The 21,817-nt window shown below is 71.5% G+C and carries 24 protein-coding genes and 1 pseudogene; 12 read left to right on the top strand and 13 right to left on the bottom strand.

All coding sequences use genetic code 11. The features are described from left to right. Nucleotides 1-20: 20 nt before the first annotated feature. Nucleotides 21-989 carry a Bug family tripartite tricarboxylate transporter substrate binding protein gene (locus KPL78_RS20365; protein ID WP_219764830.1) on the bottom strand — a complete coding sequence of 323 codons (969 nt, stop codon included), beginning with the start codon at nucleotides 987-989 and terminating at the stop codon, nucleotides 21-23. A 201-nt stretch (nucleotides 990-1,190) separates the two neighbouring features. Next, nucleotides 1,191-2,099, bottom strand: a complete 909-nt coding sequence (locus KPL78_RS20360) for a SirB1 family protein (RefSeq protein ID WP_369412798.1) — start codon at nucleotides 2,097-2,099, stop codon at nucleotides 1,191-1,193. A 94-nt stretch (nucleotides 2,100-2,193) separates the two neighbouring features. Here KPL78_RS20360 and KPL78_RS20355 point away from each other — a divergent pair, with 94 nt between their 5' ends. Further along, entirely contained in the window at nucleotides 2,194-2,850 is a 657-nt protein-coding gene (locus KPL78_RS20355; RefSeq protein ID WP_219764829.1) for a hypothetical protein, read from the top strand. Nucleotides 2,851-2,857: 7 nt separating this feature from the next. Here the strand turns inward: KPL78_RS20355 and KPL78_RS20350 are convergent, their stop codons facing one another. The 4 genes from KPL78_RS20350 to KPL78_RS20335 form a co-directional block, all read right to left on the bottom strand. Continuing rightward, nucleotides 2,858-3,316, bottom strand: coding sequence for a DUF4214 domain-containing protein (locus KPL78_RS20350; protein ID WP_219764828.1), 459 nt, complete (start codon nucleotides 3,314-3,316; stop codon nucleotides 2,858-2,860). Between the two features lie 57 nt (nucleotides 3,317-3,373). Then, entirely contained in the window at nucleotides 3,374-3,820 is a 447-nt protein-coding gene (locus KPL78_RS20345) for a nucleoside deaminase (RefSeq protein WP_369412796.1), read from the bottom strand. Nucleotides 3,821-4,161: 341 nt separating this feature from the next. Next, on the bottom strand, nucleotides 4,162-4,662 hold the full coding sequence (locus KPL78_RS20340) for a DUF2852 domain-containing protein (protein ID WP_219764827.1): 501 nt from the start codon (nucleotides 4,660-4,662) through the stop codon (nucleotides 4,162-4,164). Nucleotides 4,663-4,767: 105 nt separating this feature from the next. Next, nucleotides 4,768-5,397 (bottom strand): TetR/AcrR family transcriptional regulator, encoded by a 630-nt coding sequence (locus tag KPL78_RS20335; protein ID WP_219764826.1) that lies wholly within the window; start codon nucleotides 5,395-5,397, stop codon nucleotides 4,768-4,770. 80 nt (nucleotides 5,398-5,477) lie between these two features. Here KPL78_RS20335 and KPL78_RS20330 point away from each other — a divergent pair, with 80 nt between their 5' ends. The 5 genes and pseudogenes from KPL78_RS20330 (at nucleotide 5,478) to rsmD (ending at nucleotide 9,326) form a co-directional block, all read left to right on the top strand. Beyond that, nucleotides 5,478-6,188, top strand: a complete 711-nt coding sequence (locus KPL78_RS20330) for a gamma-glutamyl-gamma-aminobutyrate hydrolase family protein (protein ID WP_219764825.1) — start codon at nucleotides 5,478-5,480, stop codon at nucleotides 6,186-6,188. Further along, nucleotides 6,185-6,972 (top strand): annotated as a pseudogene (locus KPL78_RS20325) (pseudouridine synthase); the annotation flags it as partial. The gene KPL78_RS20330 and the pseudogene KPL78_RS20325, both read left to right, overlap by 4 nt. Nucleotides 6,973-7,157: 185 nt before the next feature. Next, a complete protein-coding gene (locus KPL78_RS20320; protein ID WP_219764823.1) occupies nucleotides 7,158-8,156 on the top strand; it encodes an aldo/keto reductase in 999 nt (332 codons plus the stop codon). Nucleotides 8,157-8,163: 7 nt separating this feature from the next. Next, nucleotides 8,164-8,760: a TetR/AcrR family transcriptional regulator gene (locus KPL78_RS20315; protein ID WP_219764822.1), complete on the top strand. Its 597-nt coding sequence runs from the start codon at nucleotides 8,164-8,166 to the stop codon at nucleotides 8,758-8,760. Next, the gene (gene rsmD, locus KPL78_RS20310; RefSeq protein WP_219764821.1) at nucleotides 8,757-9,326 is read left to right on the top strand and encodes a 16S rRNA (guanine(966)-N(2))-methyltransferase RsmD; all 570 of its coding nucleotides are present in this window, start codon (nucleotides 8,757-8,759) and stop codon (nucleotides 9,324-9,326) included. The genes KPL78_RS20315 and rsmD overlap by 4 nt, the downstream gene beginning before the upstream one ends. A gap of 197 nt (nucleotides 9,327-9,523) precedes the next feature. Here rsmD and mutL read toward each other — a convergent pair whose 3' ends face one another. Continuing rightward, entirely contained in the window at nucleotides 9,524-11,317 is a 1,794-nt protein-coding gene (gene mutL / locus KPL78_RS20305; RefSeq protein ID WP_219764820.1) for a DNA mismatch repair endonuclease MutL, read from the bottom strand. Nucleotides 11,318-11,409: 92 nt separating this feature from the next. On the opposite strand from mutL, the gene KPL78_RS20300 reads away from it, so the two are divergent. From KPL78_RS20300 to KPL78_RS20290, 3 genes are read left to right on the top strand one after another with little or no spacing between them, the layout of a single operon-like run. Next, nucleotides 11,410-12,048 carry a CDP-alcohol phosphatidyltransferase family protein gene (locus KPL78_RS20300; RefSeq protein WP_219764819.1) on the top strand — a complete coding sequence of 213 codons (639 nt, stop codon included), beginning with the start codon at nucleotides 11,410-11,412 and terminating at the stop codon, nucleotides 12,046-12,048. Then, complete coding sequence (locus KPL78_RS20295; RefSeq protein WP_219764818.1) at nucleotides 12,045-13,022, top strand: phosphatidate cytidylyltransferase; 978 nt, start codon at nucleotides 12,045-12,047, stop codon at nucleotides 13,020-13,022. The genes KPL78_RS20300 and KPL78_RS20295 overlap by 4 nt, the downstream gene beginning before the upstream one ends. After that, nucleotides 13,022-13,756, top strand: coding sequence for a lysophospholipid acyltransferase family protein (locus KPL78_RS20290; RefSeq protein ID WP_219764817.1), 735 nt, complete (start codon nucleotides 13,022-13,024; stop codon nucleotides 13,754-13,756). Before KPL78_RS20295 ends, KPL78_RS20290 begins: the two co-directional genes overlap by 1 nt. Here KPL78_RS20290 and KPL78_RS20285 read toward each other — a convergent pair. The 4 genes from KPL78_RS20285 to KPL78_RS20270 form a co-directional block, all read right to left on the bottom strand. Next, nucleotides 13,719-14,633, bottom strand: a complete 915-nt coding sequence (locus KPL78_RS20285; protein WP_219764816.1) for an AEC family transporter — start codon at nucleotides 14,631-14,633, stop codon at nucleotides 13,719-13,721. The genes KPL78_RS20290 and KPL78_RS20285 overlap by 38 nt on opposite strands. Nucleotides 14,634-14,640: 7 nt before the next feature. After that, nucleotides 14,641-15,075 carry a hypothetical protein gene (locus KPL78_RS20280; protein ID WP_255569247.1) on the bottom strand — a complete coding sequence of 145 codons (435 nt, stop codon included), beginning with the start codon at nucleotides 15,073-15,075 and terminating at the stop codon, nucleotides 14,641-14,643. A gap of 694 nt (nucleotides 15,076-15,769) precedes the next feature. Beyond that, entirely contained in the window at nucleotides 15,770-16,435 is a 666-nt protein-coding gene (locus KPL78_RS20275; protein WP_408904491.1) for a bactofilin family protein, read from the bottom strand. A gap of 107 nt (nucleotides 16,436-16,542) precedes the next feature. Next, a complete protein-coding gene (locus KPL78_RS20270; protein WP_219764815.1) occupies nucleotides 16,543-17,199 on the bottom strand; it encodes an EI24 domain-containing protein in 657 nt (218 codons plus the stop codon). Between the two features lie 106 nt (nucleotides 17,200-17,305). Between KPL78_RS20270 and KPL78_RS20265 the strand changes: the two genes are divergently transcribed. The 3 genes from KPL78_RS20265 (at nucleotide 17,306) to KPL78_RS20255 (ending at nucleotide 18,965) form a co-directional block, all read left to right on the top strand. Further along, complete coding sequence (locus KPL78_RS20265; protein ID WP_219764814.1) at nucleotides 17,306-18,268, top strand: Bug family tripartite tricarboxylate transporter substrate binding protein; 963 nt, start codon at nucleotides 17,306-17,308, stop codon at nucleotides 18,266-18,268. Nucleotides 18,269-18,299: 31 nt separating this feature from the next. Further along, nucleotides 18,300-18,533 carry a hypothetical protein gene (locus KPL78_RS20260; protein ID WP_219764813.1) on the top strand — a complete coding sequence of 78 codons (234 nt, stop codon included), beginning with the start codon at nucleotides 18,300-18,302 and terminating at the stop codon, nucleotides 18,531-18,533. A gap of 78 nt (nucleotides 18,534-18,611) precedes the next feature. Further along, complete coding sequence (locus tag KPL78_RS20255; protein WP_219764812.1) at nucleotides 18,612-18,965, top strand: hypothetical protein; 354 nt, start codon at nucleotides 18,612-18,614, stop codon at nucleotides 18,963-18,965. A 36-nt stretch (nucleotides 18,966-19,001) separates the two neighbouring features. Here the strand turns inward: KPL78_RS20255 and KPL78_RS20250 are convergent, their stop codons facing one another. Continuing rightward, nucleotides 19,002-19,931, bottom strand: coding sequence for a threonine/serine dehydratase (locus KPL78_RS20250; protein WP_219764811.1), 930 nt, complete (start codon nucleotides 19,929-19,931; stop codon nucleotides 19,002-19,004). Nucleotides 19,932-19,997: 66 nt separating this feature from the next. Continuing rightward, on the bottom strand, nucleotides 19,998-21,674 hold the full coding sequence (locus KPL78_RS20245) for an ABC transporter ATP-binding protein (RefSeq protein ID WP_432761288.1): 1,677 nt from the start codon (nucleotides 21,672-21,674) through the stop codon (nucleotides 19,998-20,000). Nucleotides 21,675-21,817 lie beyond the last annotated feature (143 nt).

Genomic DNA, 21,817 nt, shown 5'->3' with positions numbered 1-21,817 from the left:
CCGCTTCCTGTGCAGGCCGGCTATTCGACGCGGATGCCGGCCTGGCGCGCCACCGCGCCCCATTTCGCGCTTTCCGACCGCAGGAAGGAGGCGAGTTCCTCGGGCGTGCTCGCCACGCCATCCACGCCGGCGCCGGACATGCGGCTCGCGACCGTCGGATCGGCCACCGCGGCGGCCACAGCCTGCGACAGGCGCTGCACCACGGCGGTAGGCGTGCCGGCCGGCACCATGACGCAACCCCAGGATGTCGCCTCGGCCTGCGGGTAGCCGGCCTCGGCGATGGTGGGCACGTCCGGGATCAGCGGGTGCCGCCGTGGCCCGGTCGCGGCCAGGGCGCGCACCTGGTTCGCCCGGATGCTGCCCGCCGCGCCGGCGATCTGCACCAGCATCATCTCGATATTGCCGGCGATCAGGTCGTTCATCGCCGCACCCGACCCGCGATAGGGCACGTGGACCATGTCGATCCCGGCCTGCTGGCGGAACAGCTCGGCCGCCGTGTGGGTCGAGGCGCCGTGGCCCGAGGAGCCGAAGGAGAACTTGCCCGGATTGGCCTTGGCCAGCGTCACGAACTCGGCGAGCGTCGTCACGTTCAGCTTGTTGGTGACGACGATGGCCATGTCGGCGGTATAGGCCATGGACACCGGCGCCAGGTCGCGGTCCGGATCGAAGGGCATCTGCCGGTAGATGTGCCTGTTGGTGGACAGCAGCCCGGTCACGCCCATCAGGAGCGTGTAGCCGTCGGGCGGCGCCTTCGCGACGATATCCCCGCCGATGTTGCCGCCCGACCCGCCGCGGTTCTCCACGATCACGGGTTGGCCCAGCGTGGAACTCATATGGTCGGCGATGAAGCGCGCGCCGACATCGGTGCTGCCCCCGGCGACGAAGGGCACGATGAAGCGGATCGGGCGGTTCGGGGTCCAGGTGCCCTGGGCATGGGCGCGCGCGATCGGCACGGCGAGGCCCGCCGCGAGCAGGGTACGGCGATTCATGGTACATCCTCCGGCATGAATTGCGGCGTCTCTAACACTGACCGACCGGTTGGGCGATCCCGGCGCCGGGGGAAATCCTACCGCTCGCCTCGCCGATGACAGGTCCTCGGTGAGGCGAACGGCACGGCGCGCGGGGTTGGCGGGGCGGCCGCGCGCGAACCCAAGACTCTGAAGCCGAGTCAGCCGAAAGGTTGGCCAGTATCAGTTGAGGCGTTGCCGCAATTCCACGGTCAGCGCGCGGATGCGCGACGCCGCCTCGCCTTCCGGCACCAGTTCCAGGAAGCGCTCGAAGCACTCGAGTGCCGCGCCGATCCGGTCCAGCCGCTGGTTCATCAGCCCGGCTTCCCGCCACTGCGGCGCGGCATCGGGGGCGAGGCGCAGCATGTCCTCCGTGCAGGCCAGCGCGCCGTCCAGGGCGCCGGCGCGCAAGCGGCGCAGCTTGATGTTGTTCTGCAGCCGCAGCAGCACGTCGCGGCGGGACATGGGGCGCAGCAGGCCAGGGCGCAGCTCCGCGGCCTCTCCTTCGATGCGCTTGAGCAACGCGCGCAGGGCGGGGGCCTCCAATGCCGGTCCGCCGGCAAAGACATCAACCACCAGCTGGCCGCGCTGGCCTTCCAGCGCGATCAGGAAATGCCCAGGGAAATCCACGCCATGGGCGGCCCAGCCCGCGGCCTCGGCCGCATGCAGCCAGAGGATGCCGAGCGCGACCGGCAGCCCGCGCCCGCGTTCCAGCACCCGGATCAGATTGGCATTGGCAAGGTCGTCATAGGTCTCGCTGTCGCCGGTGAGCCCGAAGCTGCCATGCACTACCCCGGCCAGCGCGATGCGGCGCCGTTCGAGGTCGCCGGCATCCGCGTCCGGATCCGCTGTCGCCGCCAGCACCGCGGCGCGCGCGATGTCGGTCAGCCGCGCAGCGGCGGCGCGCCAATCGGCGTCGGGGGCATCGACCCGGGCAAGCTGCAGCGCGACCGAGGCGATGTCGAGTTCGGTGTCGGGCAGGCGACCGGCAGCATCGAGCGCGGCACGGGCCTCCCCCAGGATCGGCGGTGGCATGGAGGCAGTGTCGCGGCGCAACGCGGCCTCTTCAAGGCGCGATGCGGCCGTGGACACTCTCGCATTCGTGACAAGACATACGTTACAGTCGCGACGTGCGAGAAGCCGGAACGTCGCGAACCAAAAGCGATCACGACCGCGAGGAAAATCCATGCCCAGCCGTCATCGTTCCACCGCCCGCGCAGCCCTGCTGTTGGCGCCCCTGGCCCTGGCCGGCTGCGGCAGTGCCCTTTCCGACGCGACGGCCCTCGGCAGCGATCCCCGGCCGGCACCCTATACCGGCACCATTGCCCTCACCTCGGAACCGCCGGGGGCGCGCTGCGTGCTGACCAACACGGCCAGCGGAAACCAGGTCGCCGCCGTCACCACCCCGGCCACCATCACCCTGCCGCGAGGGACCGCGATCATCGAGGCGACCTGCACTGCCAGCGGCAGCATGCCGACCACGGCGTCGATCCGGCCCGTGCGCGATTTTGCGTCCAACGTCTTCCATCCGCAGCCGGTCGGCACGGGCATCGCGCAGAATGCCGCGGTCGTCGCTTCGGGCGCGACGCGTCGCTACAGCGACACGGTGGTGCATCTGCCGCCGCAGCCCTTCGCCTCGGCCGCCGTGCGCGATGCCTGGTTTGCCGAACGCGCCGAACAGACCCGCCAGGCCGCGGCGCCGGCAATCGCCCGGGCGCAGCGGGTCCCCGGTGCGACGATCGACACGCCCGAGACGCTGAACCGCTACCTGCAGGAGGACCTGGCGCGGCTCGACGCGCAGAAGGCACAGGCGACGATCGCGCCCCCCCTCGCGTCGCGCTGAGCGCCGCTCAGTCGAGCCGGCCTTCCAGCCGGGCGATGCGCGCTTCGAGCTGCCGGGCCTGGTGAGCGGCGACGATCGAGAGCGTCTCGGCCAGCAGTCGCTGCGCCTCGACCAGTGCAGCGGCTTCCATGGTGGCGAGGCCCTCGCGGAGCTGCGCGAGCGTGACGGCGAGGTCGCCGGGCGCCGCGGCGCCGGGCATGGCCATCGGTGGCGGTGGCGTCGGCGCGGCCTCGGCTGGCGTCACATCCTCCGGCCACATCACCGCGACGCCGAGATTGCGGCCTTCCGGGCTGCCCGCGACCTCATCGACGAGTTGGCGACGCGCCTCCGGCCGGTTCTCGACGCGCTGGAGGTGGTGGCGATAGCCATCCTCGTCAGGCCAGCGGTTCAGCAGGACCGTGTAGAGGTTCACGACGAATTCGTGATCGCTGCCGTTGAGCAGGTCGGTCCCGTTCACTTCGCGCATAGACTTTCGCCTCGTCCTGATCCGTCACGCGATGAATGGACGGCCCGGCGGCGAGGGTCAACGCCGCGCGACGAAGAACTCCCGCAGCAGCGCGGCACAGTCGGATTCGCGCAGGCCGCCAATGATCTCGGGCGTGTGATGGCATGAGGAGGCGGCGAAGATGCGCGCGCCATGCTCCACCCCGCCGCCCTTGGGGTCATAGGCCCCGAAGACGACGCGCTTCACCCGGAAGAAGGACGCGGCCTGGGCGCACATCGGGCAGGGTTCGAGCGTCACCGTCAGCGTGCAGCCGGGCAGGCGCGGGGAGCCCGTTCGCTGGGCGGCGGCACGCATCGCGAGAATCTCAGCGTGGGCGGTGGGGTCGTTCCGCGCCTCGACCTCGTTGCCGGCACGGGCGAGGACCGTGCCGTCGGCATCGGTGACGACAGCGCCGACCGGGACCTCGCCGCGCGCGGCGGCGGCGGCGGCTTCCTCGAGCGCGATCTCGATGGGGGAGGGCGTCACGGCGCGGGGGTCCTGGAGAGGGGCTTTGCCCCTCTCCAGACCTCTCCCCACCAAAGGCCGCAGGGCCCTTGGAAACCGTCACTTGGCGCTGGGCGGTCGTGGCGTGCCAAGACCCGCATGGCGCGTGCGGTGCGCAGGAGCGGGTTTCGGCAATTGTCCTGAACAGCGGCGCCCGGCACCAACAGATTGCGGTCCAGGGGCTCAAAGCCCCTGGCGGGGAGAGGTCCGGAGAGGGGCAGGGCCCCTCTCCGGCGCGCCGCATCGACGTTCATGACGGGCATCGCTGACAGAGATGCCCGCCGGAAACAAGCGGGGCGGGCCGAGGCCCGCCCCGTGCGGCGTCAGTTCTGCTGCGGCTCGGCCGGCGGGGCCGGCGGGCGCGGGCGGCGTTCGGCCATGAATTGCTCGAATTCCGCGCGGTCCTTGGCGAAGCGCAGCCGCTCCAGATAGTCGGCGAAGTCCTTCTGCTCCTCCTCGAGCCGGCGGATCGTCTCCTCCCGGTACTCGTCGAAGGCGGCGTTGCCCGAGGAGGAGCGGCGGCTACCGCCGCACCAGGCGGGCCAGGCCTCCGCGCCGGCCGGGCCGTTGCCGCCGGGCTCCATGCCGAAGCGCTGGCCCCAGCGGCGGCCGATGCGGCCCGACCCGATCATGAAGAACAGGATCGCGAGGCCGATCGGCCAGAACAGGATGAAGCCGAAGACCATGGCCACGATCATCAGCGGCTTCGGCATGTTCCACGGCGCCCAACCCCCGCAGGGGCCGGAGGTGTAACGGGAATCCCGCCAGCGGCGCTCGCGGCGGCCGGGATAGTCGGCGGCGTCGGGATAGGCGGTACCGGACATGGTGCTCCTCATCGGGTTCGGCCTGCAGGATGTAAATGCAAGCAACATTTACATTGGGCATCGGGCCCAGGCGGGTCAAGCGGAATCGGGACAAGCGACGTTTCGTTACCCGCCGCCGGCGAGGCCAAGGCTCTGCAGATAGATCAGCATGCCGGCTTCGAGCAGGTCCTCGGGCGCCATGGGCAGCTTCCGCCGCGCGCCATCGGGCCGGCAGAACAGCGAGGCGGTGCCATGGGCCATGGTCCAGACATGCAGCGCGACCATCAGCGCGGGCGGGCGCCTGCCTTCAGGCAGGTCGGCGAGCAGGCGTTCGGTCGCTTCGCGCAGCACGCCGAAGGCGCGGTCGCCGGCTGCCGCCAGGCCGGGATGCGCGGCGGTGTCGAGGCGCGTCTCGAACATCGCGGCGTAAAAGGCGGGTTCGCGGCGGGCGAAGGCCAGATAGGCGCGGCCCAGCGCCTCGAAGGCAGTGAGCGGGTCCGGGCGGCCGCTGGCCCAGGCGGCGGCGAGCGCCTCGGCGAAGCGGTCGTAGCCGCGCAGCGCGACCTCGGCGAGCAGCGCCTCGGCATCGCGGAAATGGCGGTAGGGGGCGCCGGGGGAGACGCCGGCAAGGCGTGCGGCCTCGGCGACGGTGAAGCCCGCGGGCCCGTGCTGGGCGATCAGTTCCACCGCGGCACCGATCAGCGCCTCGCGCAGATTGCCGTGATGGTAGCCGCGTCGCTCACTGAACCGGGACATGTGAATAGCATTTGCATTGCCGGTGGCGTCGCGCCAAGCCCCTGCTGGACGCGGGACGGTCGCGCTCGCTACCAAGCGCCATGCGCACCCGTCCCCTGATCGGCGTCACCCTCGATTCGGAACCAGCCGGCGGCTGGTCGAAGCTGCCCTGGTACGCCCTGCGGCAGAACTATTTCGATGCGGTGGTGGCCGGCGGCGGCCTGCCCGTCGCCCTGCCGCACCGGCCGGACCTGGCCGAAGCCTATATGGACGAGATCGACGGGCTTCTGGTGACCGGCGGTGCCTTCGATGTCGATCCGGCCCTGTGGGGGGGCGGTGCGCCGCATCCCAAGGTGACGTTGAAGCCGGGGCGGACGGATTTCGAACTGGCGGCGACGCGCGCGGCGCTGGCGCGGGACAAGGCCGTGCTGGGCATCTGCGGCGGGCAGCAGCTTCTGGCGGTCGCCTTCGGCGGCACGCTGATTCAGCACATTCCCGACGAGGTGGCGGGCGCGCTGGCGCATGAACAGCCCAATCCCCGCACCGAACCGGGGCATGAGGTGGCGATCGCGGAAGGGACCCTGCTGTCGCGCATCGTGGGCGCGCCGCGCATGGCGGTGAATTCGGCGCATCACCAGGCGGTCGCGACCGCGGGGTCCGGCATCGTCAACGCCCTGGCGCCGGATGGCGTGGTGGAAGGCGTGGAGCATCCCGGACATCGCTTCGCCCTCGGCGTGCAATGGCACCCGGAATACGCGATCGATCCGCGCGACCCCGCGATCTTCGCCGCCTTCGTCGAGGCCGCGCGATGAGCGAGGACGACGCCGACGACCCCAAGCGCGGCGAGCGCATCGCGAAATGGCTGGCGCGCGCTGGCGTCGCCTCGCGGCGCGATGCGGAGAAGATGATCGCCGAAGGCCGCGTGAAGCTGGGCGGCAAGGTGGTCGAGACGCCCGCCACCTTCATCACTCCCGGCGACCATGTGACGGTGGATGGCAAGCCGGTCGCGGCGGCGGAGCGCACGCGCCTGTTCCGCTACCACAAGCCCGACGGCCTGGTGACGACACATCGTGACCCGGAAGGCCGGCCAACGGTCTTCGAGAAGCTGCCCCCCGGCCTGCCGCGGCTGATCAGCGTCGGCCGGCTGGACCTGACCAGCGAGGGCCTGCTCCTGCTGACCAATGACGGCGCGCTGGCCCGCAAGCTGGAGCTGCCGTCCAACGGATGGCTGCGCCGCTACCGCGTGCGGGTGCATGGCAAGGTGGACGAGAAGGCGCTCGCCGCCCTGTCGCGCGGGGTGACGGTCGAGGGCGTGCAATACGGGCCGATCGAGGCCGGGCTCGATGCGCGCCAGGGCACCAATTCCTGGCTCACCGTGTCGATCCACGAAGGCAAGAACCGCGAGATCCGCCGGGTCATGGCGCATCTGGGGCTCGAGGTGACGCGGCTGATCCGCACCGCCTATGGGCCCTTTCAGCTCGGCGTGCTGCCGCGAGGGGCGGTGGAAGAAGTGAACGCCAAGGTGCTGCGCGACCAACTCGGCCTCGAAGCGCCGAAGCGGCTGCGCGAGGTCGCGCAGGAGCCCGTCGCCGAGCCGCTGCCCGAAGGCCCACGCCGGCCGCCCAAGGCGCGCAATGCCGGGATGGGGCCGCGACGGCCGGTGCGCGGGCGGGACCGCCGCGGCCGGGATGACTGACAATCATCGAATGACATAAAACAGATATTGTCATTTTAGATGAGCGAGAGCATCTTCCGGTCACCCGACCGGAGAGCCTCGTCCCATGTCCATCGCGACCCCTCGCCACCTCGGCGGTCTTGATCACTTCCCCATCGGCCTCGGCTGCATGGGCATGAGCGATTTCTACGGACCGGCCGATGAGGCCACGTCCATCGCGACTATCCACGCCGCGCTCGAAGCCGGCGTGACCTATTTCGACACCGGCGATTTCTACGGCTCCGGCCACAATGAGATGCTGCTCGGCCGCGCGCTGGCCGGGAAGCGCGACCGCGCCTTCGTCGCCGTGAAGTTCGGCGCGTTGCGCGATCCGGCAGGCGGCTTCACGGGCTATGACCTGCGGCCCGTCGCCATCCGCAACTTCCTGACCATGACGCTGAAGCGGCTCGGCACCGATCACGTCGATCTCTACATGCCCGCGCGCATTCCCGAGGGCGTGGCGGTCGAGGAGGTCGCCGGCACCATCGCTGACCTGATCCAGGAAGGCTGGGTGCGGAATTTCGGCATGTCCGAGGTCGGTGCGGCGACGCTGCGCCGGGCGCATGCCGTGCATCCGGTCGCCGCGCTGCAGATCGAATTCGGGCTGATGACGCGCAATATCGAGCATAACGGCATCCTCGACGCGTGCTGGGAGCTCGGCATTCCCATTACCGCCTATGGCGTGTTGAGCCGCGGTCTGATCGGCGGCAGGCGAGCGATGCATGCGCGCGACTTCCGTGCCCATTCCCCGCGCTTCCAGGGCGAGAACCTGGCGCGCAACACCGCGCTCACCGACGCGCTGGCGCAGGCGGCGCAGCGTTTCGGGGCGACGCCAGCGCAGGCGGCGATCGCCTGGGCGCTGTCCCGCGGCGAGACCATCCTGCCGCTGATCGGCGCCCGCACGCCGCAACGCCTGGCCGAGGCGCTCGGCACGCTCGCCCTCGACCTCGGCCCCGAGGCCTTCGCCGCCTTCGAGGCGGCGGTGCCGGATGGGGCCGTGGCCGGGACACGCTATCCCGAGGCGCAGATGCAGTGGCTCGACAGCGAGCGCGCCCCGGCGGCATAGGAGGGGAATGGACGGTTCCACTCCGGATACGCGCAGCAGGATTCTGGACGCCGCCGCGGCGCTGCTGCGGCGGCACGGGCCTGACAAGCTGACGGTGCTCGACGTCGCCAAGCGGCTCGGCATGAGCCATGGCAATGTCTACCGCCACTTCCCCAGCAAGCAGGCGCTGCGCGCGGCGGTGGCGGAGGACTGGCTCGCCGCCGTCACCGCGCCGCTCATGGCCATCGCGGCGGATCGCGGGCCGCCGCCGGCGCGCCTGGCTGCCTGGCTGTCCGCCCTGGCCGGCATCAAGCGCCGCAAGGTGCTCGATGACCCGGAGATGTTCGCCGGCTTCCACCGCGTCGCGGTCGAAAGCCCCGAGGTCGTCGCCGCGCATCTCGGCCACATGATCGAGCAGGTGGCGGGCATCCTCGCGGCCGGCAAGGCCGATGGCACGCTGCCGCTGGTGACCGACCCCGAAGCCGATGCGCGCAGCGTGCTGACCGCGACGCTGCGTTTCCACCACCCCGACCTTGTCGCCAGCACCGGCGATGCGGCAACCGCCGAGGCCGAACTGGCCCGCATCACCGCGCTGCTGTTGCGCGGCCTCGGCGCCACGCCGTGAGGGTCATTGCCGGGCGCCATCGCGGCCGGGTGCTGAAGGCCCCGGACGGCGAGACCACACGCCCCACCGCCGACCGCGTCCGCCAGGCGCTGTTCGACATGCTGTGGCACGCGCCCTGGGGCGGGCGGACCATGGTGCAGGACCAACTCGTGCTCGATGCCTTCGCCGGCACGGGGGCGCTGGGGCTGGAGGCGCTGTCGCGCGGCGCCGACCACGCGACCTTCATCGAAAAGGACCGCGCCGCGTTGGCCGCGCTGCGCACCAACATCGCCGCCTGCAAGGAGGAGGCGCGCAGCGCCGTCCTCGCCGCCGATGTGACGAAGCCGCCGCGGGCGCGGGTGCCGTGCGGGCTGGTCTTCCTCGATCCGCCCTACGGCCAGGAACTGGTGCCGCAGGCCGTCGCGGCACTGGAGGCGGCGGGCTGGATCGCGCCCGGCGCGCTGATCGTCGCCGAGATGGGGGAGGGCGAGACGCTCGCGCTGCCGGGCTATCGCGAACTCGCCCTGCGCAGCCATGGCGTGGCGGCGCTGCATATGCTGCGCGCGCCGGGCGGCGCGGCGGAGTAGCGCGCATCCCCAATGAGCGGCGCCGGTCGGCACCGCTACCCGGCGTCCTTCATCTCCAGACCAGGCGGCCCGTTGCCTCGCATCGGGCCGGGAGCGCACGGCGCGACCGCGCCCAGACCATCAGCCGCGCCCGCTGCATCAGTGCGGGGCGCGCAAGCCAAGCCCGCGGATGCGGGCGCCGGCGCCTGAGGCACACATCAGCGCCGGCCGAACATCCGTTCGAGCGCAGCGCCGTCAAGCCGCAGCACCGTCGGCCGCCCATGGCTGCAGGTCGCCGCGCGCGGCGTCGCCTCCATCTGGCGCAACAGCGCATCCATCTCGGCCGGATTGAGCCGCCGGCCCGCGCGCACACTGCCATGGCAGGCGAGCCGCGCGACCGCGGCGTCCAGCCGTTTCTGCAGGGATGCGGCCTCGCCGAGTTCGGCGAGTTCCTCGGTCAGGTCGCGCAGCAGAGGTGCCGGGTCCGGATTGCCGAGCAGCGCCGGCAGCGCCCGCACCAGCACCGCGCCGCCGCCGAAGCCTTCGAGTTCCAGCCCCAGCCGCGCGAGGTCATCGGCGTGGGCGACCAGCCGCTCCGCATCGGCGGGCGGGAGGTCCACCACCGCGGGCATCAGCAGCGGTTGCGACCGCACGCCGCCCTCGACGAGCTGCGCGCTCAGCGCCTCATGCGTCAGCCGTTCATGGGCGGCGTGCTGATCGACCAGCACAAGCGCGCCATCGGCGGCCTCGGCGACGATGTAGGTGTCGAGGATCTGCGCCACGGCGCGGCCGAGCGGGTGGTCCTCCGGCGCGCGTTCCACCACCGGGAAGGGCCGCGGCGCGCTGCGCGGCGCGAGGCCGAGGCTGCGTTGCACCGGGGCCGGGATCGACAGCGGCGGCGGCGCGAAGGCGACCGCCGCCTCCGCGAAACCGGGCATGGCGGGTTCCGGTGGTGGCGGTGCTGCTGGGGTGAAGGCGGGCATGGCCACCGCCGTGCCCGCGCCCACGGCGATCGCCCGGCGCAGGGCGTTGATCACCGTGCCGCGGATCGCATCCCCGTCCCGGAAGCGGAGTTCCGTCTTCATCGGGTGGACGTTGACGTCCACGGTCTCGGGCGGGATGTCGAGGAAGAGCGCCGCGGCCGGGTGGCGGCCGACCTCGATCACGTCGCGATAGGCGACGCGCAGCGCGACGCGCAGCAGCGGGTCGCGCACCGGGCGCCGATTGACCACCAGATGCTGCGCCAGGGTGGTCGGGCGCGTGTAGGAGGGCAGGGCGGCGAGGCCGCGCAGGTCGAGCGTTGCGCCGACCGCTTCGACCGGCACGGCGGCTGCGGCGAAGCCCGGCCCGAGCACCTGGCGGATGCGGCCTTCCCAATCGGTGGCGGGGAGATTCAGCACCTCCCGCCCGTCGCTCTCGACACGGAAAGCGACGGCGGGCCAGGCGAGGGCGAGGCGGCGCACGGCGTCGATGGCGTGGTCGGCCTCGGTGCGGGGGTGACGGAGGAACTTGCGGCGGGCAGGGGTGGCGAAGAACAGGTCGCGCACCTCGACCCGCGTGCCCGGCGCGCCGGAGGCCGGGGCGACGGCGGCCACATGCCCGCCTTCCACCGCGATGCGATGCGCCGGCCCGCCGGGCGGGCGGGAGGTGATGGACAGCCGCGCCACCGCGCCGATGGAGGGCAGCGCCTCCCCCCGGAAGCCCAGCGTCGCGATGCGGAACAGCGTCGCTTCCTCGGGCAGCTTGGAGGTGGCGTGGCGCTCGACGGCCAGGGCGAGGTCATCGCCGGACATGCCGCAGCCGTCATCCTCGACCAGGATGCGGTCCATGCCGCCGCCTTCCAGCACGACGGCGATGCGCGACGCGCCGGCGTCCAGCGCATTCTCCACGATTTCCTTCACCGCGGCGGCCGGGCGCTCGACCACCTCGCCGGCCGCGATTCGGTTGGCCGTGGTCTCGGGCAGGCGACGGATCAGGGGGCGGGGGGGCGACTCGGCCGCGGCGGCGGACATGTGAGGACCATAACACGCCCTGCGAAGGCCTTCCTTCCGCCGGTTGCGTCGGCGCGTCATGCTGCGCGGTCGAGGAAGTACCGGGGATCAGGGTGGACGAATCGGACCGGCGGCCCATCGCGGCCCGCAATCTGGGGGCGACGCAGCGCATCGCGGCGGCGCTGGTGGCGCGGGGGGCCTCGCCCAACGGCATATCCATCGCGGGCATGGTGGCCGGCATGGCGGCGGGGGTGGCCTTCGCCGCCGTGCCGTGCTGGCCCGGCGGAGCCTGGCTGTTGTGGCTGCTTGGCGCGCTGCTGGTGCAGGCGCGGCTGATGGCCAACCTGCTGGATGGGATGGTCGCGATCGGGCGGGGCGTCGCCTCGCCGGTCGGGGAATTGTTCAACGAGGTGCCGGACCGCGTCTCCGATACCTTCGTGCTGGTCGGCCTGGGCGTCGCGGCAGGCTGGATGTGGCTGGGGCTGGCGGCGGCGCTGATGGCCATGCTCACCGCCTATATCCGCACCACGGCGCGGGCGGCGGGCGCGCCCTCCGATTTCGGCGGGCCCATGGCCAAGCAGCATCGCATGGCGCTGGCGACCGGGCTTGCCGTCTGGTGCGCCGTGATCCCCGGCGAGGCCGGCGGGGTCTGGGCCGTGCGCGCGGTGCTGGCCGTCATCACGCTGGGGTCGCTGCTGACCGCCTGGCTGCGTCTGTCGCGGGCCGCGGCGGCGCTGAGGGCCCGCGCATGACCCGGCTCGGGACCTTCGACCATCCGGTCACCGTCGCCATCGTCGCGGCGGCGGCGGGGGTGATTGCCATCGCCGTCGCGGTGATCGGCGTCATGACCGTCACCGGCCGCGGCACGCCGGAACTGCGCCGGGAGCTCTGGCTGCGCACCGGATCCTGGTGCCTGCTGTTGCCGATGATGATGGGGCCGGTGCTGCTGGGGCGCGAATGGGTGATCGGCGCGGTGACGCTGCTCGGCCTGGCCTGCCTGCGCGAATTCGACCGTGCCACCGGCCTGTTCCGGGAGCCGCTGATCACGGGCATCGTCGTGCTCGGCATCCTCTTCGCGAATTTCGCGGCGCTGGATCACTGGTACGGGTTCTTCGTGGCGCTCTGGCCGCTGACCGTCGGCGTCATCGTCATCGGCACCATCCCGCAGGACCGGCCGGCGGGGTATGTGCAGCGCACCGCGCTCGGCATCTTCGCCTATATGCTGTTCGGGGCGGGGCTCGCGCATCTGTCCTACATGGCGAATGACCCGAACTACCGGCCCATCCTGCTGATGCTGCTGACCACGGTCGCGCTGTCCGACGTCGCGGCCTTCGCCTTCGGCAAGCTGATCGGCGGGCCGAAGCTCGTGCCGGCGACGAGCCCGAACAAGTCGATCTCGGGTGCGGTCGGCGCCTTCTGCGTCACCACGCTGCTGGTGGCGGGGCTGTCCTCGCTGATCTTCGGCGGCACGCCGATGGCGCAGGCGCATTGGCTGCTGGTCTTCGGGGCCATCGTCGCGATCGGCGCGCAGGCGGGCGACCTGATGCTGTCCTCGATCAAGCGCGACATCGGCATCAAGGACATGGGCACGATCCTGCCCGGCCATGGGGGCGTGCTGGACCGGTTCAATTCCCTCCTGCTGGTCGCGCCGGCCGCCTTCCACTTCATCGGCTATTTCGTCGGCTTCGGGCTGAACCAGCCGACGCGGCTGATCACGGGGGGCTGATGGAATTCCACCTCCGCCCCGCGCGCGACCATGGGCTGAAGCCGGAAGACCGGCTGCGCAGCCTGTCGCGCGAGCGCGGCCTCGGCAGCCTCGTCCTGGGCCGTCTCTGGCGGGCGGGGCTGCGCGGCTACCTCGCGGCATTCCATCGGCTGGAGGTGACGGGGCGGGAGAACCTGCCCGAACCGCCCTTCGTGCTGATCGCCAACCATTGCAGCCATCTCGACGCGCTGACGCTGTCCGGGGTGCTGCGCGGGGAAGCGGCGCGGCGCGCGCATGCGCTCGCGGCGGGGGACACCTTCTTCAGCTCGACGCTGTCCTCGGTCTTCGCGGCCTATGCGGTGAATGCCCTGCCGGTCTGGCGGAAGCGCACGCGGTCGGGCGAACTGGCGACGCTGCGTGAACGCCTGGTCGAGGACCGGCTCGTCTACATCCTGTTTCCGGAAGGCACCCGCGCGCGGGATGGCGTCATGACGGCGTTCCAGCCCGGCATCGGCGTGCTGGTGGCGGGCACCAGCGTGCCGGTGGTGCCCTGCCATCTCGAAGGCTGCCACGCCGCCTGGCCGGCGCATCGGCGCTGGCCGAGACCCGGCCGTCTGCGCCTGTCCATCGGTGCTCCGCTGACCTTCGCCGATCAGCCCGCCTCGCGCGCCGGCTGGGAGGCAACGGCGCGACGCTGCGAGGACGCCGTGCGCGCCCTCATGGCGCGACCAGCAGGACCCATGTCGGCAGGGTGACCACCGCGGCGATGTGCTCGGTCGTGGTGATCGCCGCCATCAGCGGCGCGTCGCCGCCCAGCGCGCGGGCCATCACATAGGATGTCGCGGCCGTCGGCAGCGCCATGAAGATCACCGCCACCGCCGTCAGCAGCGGCGGTACGCCAAGGATCAGGCACAGCCCCCAGGTCAGCGCCGGCATGATGATCAGCTTGATGAAGCCGGTCACCGCCTGGGTGCCGACGCGGTCGGTGAAGCTCTCGAGCGACAGCGCTGCCCCCACGCACAGCAACCCGATCGCGACCGAGGCCCGCCCCAGCGCCTGCACCGTCGGCGCCAGCCCCGGCGGCAACCCACCCAGCGCCGCGATGGCGAAGCCGATCGCCACCGCCAGCAGCAGCGGGTTCAGCGCCAGGTTGCGGATCACCGTCGCCGGCCTGGGCGGCCCGCGATCCGTGCCGAAGGCGAAGATCAGCGTCACCACCACCTGCACGAAGGGCACGATCATGCCCGTCGCTACCGCGCCGAAGCCATTGCCCTCGGCGCCGAACAGCGATCCCGCGATGGCGAAGCCCATCAGGTTGTTGAAGCGGATGCCGCCCTGCACCACCGAGGTCATGGCCGCATGCTCATGCCCCATCGCGCGCGCCAGCAGGATCGAGATCACCGTCCCGACGCCGAGCGACACCCAGATCGCCACGGCGATCCGCCCGAGCGGCAGCGTTGCGAGGTCGAGTGGCGCCAGCGCGCCGACGATCAGCGAGGGCAGCAGCACCCAGTAGATCAGTCGCTCCATCCCCGCCCAGACGGTGTCGTCGCGCAGCAGCCGCCGCTTCAGCAGGGCACCCAGCGCGAGCAGGGCGAAGGCGGGAACGAACGCATCGAGCCAGGCATTCATGCGGTGATCACGGGCGTCGGTCGGACGTCGTCCAGGGTGGCGGGGCGGGCGCCGCGGCGATGGCGGAAAGGCAGGCGGATTCGGTCACGCTCTCCCCGCTGCCCAGCGCGCGGGCGGCGGCATGACCCACGAAGAGCGACGAGCCCTCGGCATGCAGGATGACATCGAGACGACACGCAGGGGCCTCATACAACCAGATCTCGGCGGCCCCTTCCGGTCGCCGGATGGAGGGCTCGCCCAACATGCGCTGCAACTGGTCCGCCGTCACCCCGAGCAGGGCAGCGGCGACGGAGGGCGGCGCGGAACCGCGCTGGCGGGGTGCGCCGGGGCGGGGGATCGACGGCGGTGGCATGGCGGCCGTGGAGGCGGGCGGTGGCGCAGGCGCCGGGCGGGCGCCGGTGATCGCCAGGCTGGCCTGGGTGGAGGCTAGGGCGTGACGCATCAGCGCCGCGGCTTCCTCACCGTCATCGGCGGCGCAGGCGGCGAGGAGCGCGCAGAGGAACAGGGCGGGAAGGCGGCTTGTGCCGGTTCCGCTGCGGAATTGGCGCGGCTCGACTCCTCCAGGCCACCTCGCCAAAGGCTGAAGGGCCGTCCGGACGGCCCCGATGCTTCCGCTGTGGGCCCGAGAGGGGCGTTGCCCCTCTCGGGCGCGAAGCAGTGCTTCACGCCCCACCAAAGGCCGAAGTGCCTTTGGAAACCTCGGCCGGGCGCCGCGCGCCGCCGGCGGAATGGCGCCGAGGCCCGCTCTTGCGCAGGGCAGGCGCTTGGAGGGGGCGGGACGGGCGTCGTGCCCGGCACCAGAAAACTGCCTTCCAAGTGCTCCAAGCAGCAGAGGCACCCATTGGCATTGCCAAGCTACGACAATGGGACTCCGGCGGCGCGGTGGTTCGGAGGGGCGAAGCCACATCGATGTCCGATGCGGCGCATGTGTCCGGACCGTAGGCGAGGTGTGCGACCGCTCACCGAGCTGTGCTCCGCCAAATGCCACGGCAACTAGCGCGCTCAAGAGGCCAGACCACCTCTGGTCCCTTCCGGGCGAGGTCAGGAACGGGATCACGACGGCCCTCGCTCCCGTGACCGGGGCGCCACGCGGCTTCGCTGGCCGGAGAGGGGCACCGCCCCTCTCCGTGGATTTGTCAGGCCTCGGCCGGCTCTGCGCTGCGGGGGGCGGGCGCAGGCGCCATGCGCGCGATCGGCGCCGTAGAGGATTCGGTGATCATCTCCATCTTGCCGGAGAGCTGCCCGCCATCCTCGACCGACAGGCGGCGCGACCGCGCCACACCCAGCACGCGGCCGGTCGAGCGGATGGTCAGGCTGCCATTGGCGGTCAGCGTGCCGTCGAAGACGCCGGCGATCTCGGCGTCCTCAACCTGGACCTCGCCCTTGAACACGCCGGAATGGCTGATGATCAGCTCCTGCGCCTGGAGGAGCTGGCTTTCCATCGTGCCCTCGATGACCAGGCGCTCGGCCTCGGTCACCGTGCCCTGCAGGCTGATGCCCTTGCCGACCACCAGGGTGCGACGCTCGACCGTCTCCGGCCGAGGGGTGGGTGTGCGCAGCGCGGCGGACTGGGCCGGCGCGCCGCTGCGGGCCATGCCGGCGCCGGCGGGCGGCGAATTGGGCTTCGGCGCGACGGGGCCGGTGGCGGCCGGTGCGGCGGTGCTCACCGGGGTGGTGATCCCGGCCGGGCGAAAGGGCGGCATGGCCAGATCCGGATCGCGCGCCGCCGGGATGGTCGTCGGCGCGCCCTCGCCCCCGGTGGCGCCAGTGGCGGGCTCGTCCTTGCGGCGGAACAGCGACATCGCAGACTCCCTCGATTCCCTAAGCGTGACGAATGGCACGCCGGGCTAGCACGCCGTCTTCGGCCGCCACAACGCCGCGACCGGGCTTATCCCCAGGAATCCTGCGATCACAGACGCGTGGATCTATGAAGTATGTGTACGGATGCCGCAGTTCCGAGCACCGGGATCAGTAGATTCAGCAGCGGCACGAGAGCCATGAGCGCCAGGACCAGCCCCAGAACCCAGCCCGACAGCCGGTTTCGTGCCCAGGCCATGCGCGCTGCCGGCATGTCCATGCGCAGCAGCGCCGTTTGCAACACCATCCCCGCGCCGAGCGCATAGGCGGAAATCACCAGCGCGAGAATGAAGCCGACCAGCGGAACGAACAGCATCGGCACGAGCAGGATCTGCAGGAGCAGCAGCTTCAGGCCGAATCGCAGCCCGAAGGCGATCTGTGCCGCGATAGAAGCGCCCCTGGCCGGCGGCAGCCACGGGTAAAACCGGCGCTCGACCGCCGCGGCGACCGGTTCCACGAGTTGCGCGGCGATGGCCGCGGCGACCGGCAGGAACAGCCACCAGGCGAGCAGCAGTCCGGCAGCGCCGCCCCCGGCCTGCGCCAGCCAGGACAGCCAGCCCGTCCCGCCCGCCGCCCAGGAAGCGGCTTCCACCGCGCCCCAGATCAGCAGGGCCAGCGCCACGGCGGCACCGAGGATCCCGAGGAACAGCGGCCGACGGAAGGCCGGATCGCCGATCTGGCCGAGGGCGAGGAGGAAGGCGGCAGGCATGCGCGCGCATATAGCGCCTTCGGTGCGCTTCGGGCAGCGGGGGCCTTGGCGCGGCCTGCGGTGGGCGCCAGATTGGCGGCCTCTCTCGGACAGGAAGGCAGAGACGATGATCGGACGGCGTGGCGCGGTCGCAACCGGGTTCGCCATGATGGCGGGCGGGGCCCGGGCCGAGGCGAACTGGCCCGATCGTCCGCTGCGCCTGGTGGTGGGCTATCCGGCCGGCGGCCCCTCGGACGTCTTCGCCCGGCTGATGGCGAGCCAGATGGGCCCGCGCCTGGGTCAGAACGTGGTCGTGGAGAACCGCCCGGGCGGCGGTGCCGTGCTGGCCAGCGAGATCGCTGCGCGCGCCCCGGCCGACGGGCTGACCTGGATGCATGTCGACAACGGCATCCTGGTCTACAACCCCGCGCTGTATGCCCGGCTGCCCTATGATCCGGACCGCGACTTCACCGGGGTCGGCTTCATCGGCAGTTTCCCGCTCTACATCGTTTGTCGGGCGGATTCCCCCTGGGCCGATATTCCGACGCTGCTCGCCGCGAGCCAGGCGCAGGCGCCGACCTATGGCAGCCCGGCCGTCGCCTCGCCGCACCATCTGGCGATGGAACTGGTGAAGCGGCGCTCCGGCCTGGCCGCCGAGCACGTGCCCTATCGCGGCGGCCAGGCGGCAATGCAGGACCTTCTCGCCGGCAATGTGGACCTGGTGATGATCGACACCGCGACCGGCCTGCCCTTCATCCGTGACGGGCACGTCCGCGCCCTGGCCGTCCTGACCGAATCCCGCACCGCCGAGGCCCCAGACGTGCCCACCATGCGCGAATTCGGCTACGATGCCGTCGCCTTCGGCTGGCAGGGGATCAGCGTGCCCAAGGCGGTCCCGGCGCCGATCATCGCCCGGCTGAATGCCGAACTCGTCCGCGCCGTCGCCTCGGACGAGGTCCAGCAGCGCACCAAGGGCCTCGGCATCCAGACCAATGGCTGGTCGCCCGCGGAATTCGACGCCTTCGTGGCCGCGGAGAACGCCTTGTGGCGGCCGCTGATCCGTGAGCTCGGCATCCGTCTCGACTCTTGACCGGCCGCTGCGGCGGGCCAAGATTCCGGGCATGACACGTCGCGCCTGGATGCTCGGTCTGATGGCCTCGGCTGTGGCGCTGCCCGCAGCGGCGGCGCAGGACGGTGCCGTGCAGCGGGCCGGACGCGCGGTCGAGCGCGGCGCCAAGCGCACCGGCGCGGCCGTCGAACGTGGCGCCCAGCGCACCGGGTCGGCGCTGGAACGTGCGGCGAACTGGACCGGCGAGCGTTTGCGCCGCGCCGGGACCTGGGCGTTCGGCAACTGACGCCGTCGCCCGCTTCCTGCCAAGAGGGCACACGAGAGTATCCGGACCAACCCCACCATCGACCCTCTGGAGGCTTCGATGCGCTTCCTTCTTGCCACCGCCCTCGCCGCCCTGGCCGTCGCGCCTGTCCTCGCGCAGCAGGCCGGGAGCCTGCCTCCGCCCACGCCGCGCGTGGTGGAGCCAGCCCCGGCGCCAGCACCCGCGCCCGCTGATGCCGCGCGGCAGCCCGGTTTCGGGGAGCGTGCCGGCGCGGCCATCGACCGCGGGGCGGAACAGACCGGCCGGGCGCTGGAACGCGCCGCGGATGAGACGGGGTCCGCCCTTGGTCGCGCCATGCGCTGGACGGGGCAACAGATGCAGGGCGCCGGAGATTGGACGGCGCGGCAGGGCGAGCGCATGACCGGCGAAGGCGGTTCCGCGCAGCGGCAATAGGCGGGCCGGAGCCGGTCCGTCTGGACCGGCTTCGTCTCACCCCACCACGGTTGCGGGGTCGCAATTCGCCCCGCACACCACCACGCCGATCCGGGCACCTTTGGGCGGGGTCCAGGCCTCGCCCAGCACGGCGGCGAGCGCCGTGGCGCCGCCGGGTTCGGCGATCAGGCGCACGCGATCCCACAGCCAGCGCTGCGCGTTGCGGATCACCTGGTCCTGCAGCACGACCGACCGGCCGCCGACCTCCTGCATCACGTTGAAGGCCAGATCACCTACGCGCTTCGCGCCCAGGCTGTCCGCCGCGACGCCACCCGAGGGCACGTCGACCGGCTGGCCCACCAGGCCGGCCATGAACAGGGTCGGGCATTCCTCGGGTTCGGCGATCACCATCTGGGCGCGGCCGCGATACCAGGAGGCGATGCCGCCATAGAGCCCACCGCCGCCCGCCGCGACCACGATATGGGTCAGGTCGGGGGCATCGGCCTCCAGTTCCATGCCGACGGTGCCCTGGCCGGCGAGGACTTCGTCCTGGTCATAGGCGTGGACCATGAGGGCGCCGGTCTCGGCGGCACGGGCCTCGGAGGCGAGGCGGGCCTCGTTGTAGTTCGCCCCGCCGACGACGAGCTGGGCGCCGGCATCGGTGATGCGGGCGCGCTTGGCCTCGGGGGTGATCTCGGGGACGAAGATCTCGGCCTTGATGCCGAGGACGGAGGCCGCATGCGCGACGGCGAGCCCATGATTGCCGCCCGAGGCGGCGATGACGCCGGCCTTCGGGACGTCGGCCGAGAGCAGCCGGTTGAAGGCCCCGCGCGGCTTGAAGGACCCGGTGACCTGAAGCAGTTCGAGCTTCAGCGTCAGCGGGTTCTCGAGCCCGGTTTCCGCCGGGGAGAGGCGGATGACGGGGGTGCGGCGGATATGGGGGGCGATACGGTCCGCGGCGGCGCGGATAGCGTCCTGACTGGGCATGGCGGCGGCAAGGTGGCACCGGGCGGGCGCGCGGGCAATCGAACACGCGTTGCCGCGTGAAAGGATTCAGGAGGCGAGGTCCTGCGCCTCCTGCAGCCGGCGATAGGGGCCGCCTGCGGCGATCAGCTCCCCATGCCGTCCCTGCTGCGCGATGCCGCCATGGTCCACCACCACGATGCGATCGGCATTGCGGATCGTGGCGAGGCGATGGGCGATGACCAGCGTGGTGCGGCCTTCCGACAGCTCCGCCAGGGATTGCTGAATGGCGCGCTCGGTCTCGGTGTCGAGGGCGGAGGTCGCCTCGTCCAGGATCAGGATGGGTGGGTTCTTGAGGAAGATGCGCGCGATGGCGAGGCGCTGCTTCTGCCCGCCCGACAGCTTCACCCCGCGCTCACCGACGATGGTGTCGAGGCCTTCAGGCAGCTCGGCGATCATGGCGTCGAGCCGGGCGCGGCGGGCGGCATCGCGGATCTCGGCCTCGGTGGCGTCGAGCCGGCCATAGGCGATGTTCTCGCGCAGCGTGCCGCCGAAGAGGAAGACATCCTGCTGCACGATGCCGATCTGCCCGCGCAGGGAGGCGAGCGTCATGTCACGGACGTCGATGCCGTCGATGGTGATGCGCCCGCCCTGGGCGTCGTAGAAGCGCGGCAGAAGCGAGCACAGCGTGGACTTGCCGGCGCCGGAGGGGCCGACGAAGGCGATCGTCTCGCCGGCCGCGATGGCGAGGTCGATCCCGCGCAGCACGGGGCGGTCGGGATCGTAGCCGAAGCGCACGCCCTCATAGCGGATGTCGCCGCGCAGGCAGCCGACCGCGATCGCGCCCGGCTTGTCGGCGATATCCGGGCGGGTGGCGAGCAGTTCCAGGTAGCGGCGGAAGCCCGCGATGCCCTTCGGGTAGGTCTCCAGCACCGCGTTGATCTTCTCGACCGGGCGGAAGAAGACGCCGACCAGCAGCAGGAAGCCGACGAAGTCGCCCGGGGTGAGCTGGCCATGCAGCACGAACCAGGCGCCGGCGACCATCACCACCATCTGGGTCAGCCGCATGCCGAGGTAGGACAGCGACAGGGACGCCGCCATCAGCCGGTAGCCCTGCAGCTTGGTGTCGCGATACCCGGCATTGTCCCGGTCGAACAGGGCGCGCTCGTGTTCCTCATTGGCGAAGGCCTGGACCACGCGGATACCGCCGACATTCTCCTCGATACGGGTGTTGAAGGCGCCGACGCTGCCGAAGATGGACCGCCAAGTGCTGGTCAGCCGCGCACCGAAGCGCGTCGAGACGATCGCGACCGGCGGGACGATCAGCGCGGTGATCAGCGCGAGCGTCGGATTGACCATGAACATCAGCACGAAGGCGCCGATGAAGGTCATGATCGCGATGAAGAGGTCCTCGGGGCCATGATGGGCGACTTCGCCCACCTCCTCGAGATCCTTGGTGATGCGGCCGACCAGATGGCCGGTCTTCTGTTCGTCGTAGAAGCGGAAGGACAGCTTCTGGAGGTGGTCGAAGGCGCGGCGCCGCATCTCGGTCTCGATGTTGATGCCGAGCATGTGGCCCCAGTAGTTCACGATGGCCGTCAACGCGCCGTTCAGCAGATAGACCATCATCAGCGCCGCGGCGGCGGCCAGGATCAGGCCCCAGTTCTGGCCGGGCAGGAGGTGGTCCACGAAGACGCGCACGGCCATGGGGAAGCCGAGCTCCAGCAGCCCCGACAGCACGGCGCAGCCGAAGTCGAGGAGGAACAGGCCCTTCCAGGGGCGGTAATAGGCGAAGAACTGCCGCAGCAGGTCGTGCTTCAGAGTAGAGGCCCCTTCTTCAGCCAGGAACTGGCGAACAGCGGCGGCTCACTGGGACCACACCGGGGCACCAAAGCCTCGCGGCCTGGTAT

The sequence above is a fragment of the Roseomonas alba genome (assembly GCF_019430885.1).
Classification (GTDB): Bacteria; Pseudomonadota; Alphaproteobacteria; order Acetobacterales; family Acetobacteraceae; genus Neoroseomonas; species Neoroseomonas alba.
Note: the sequence above shows the minus strand (reverse complement) of the source record. Positions and strands in the feature narration are given on the sequence as shown.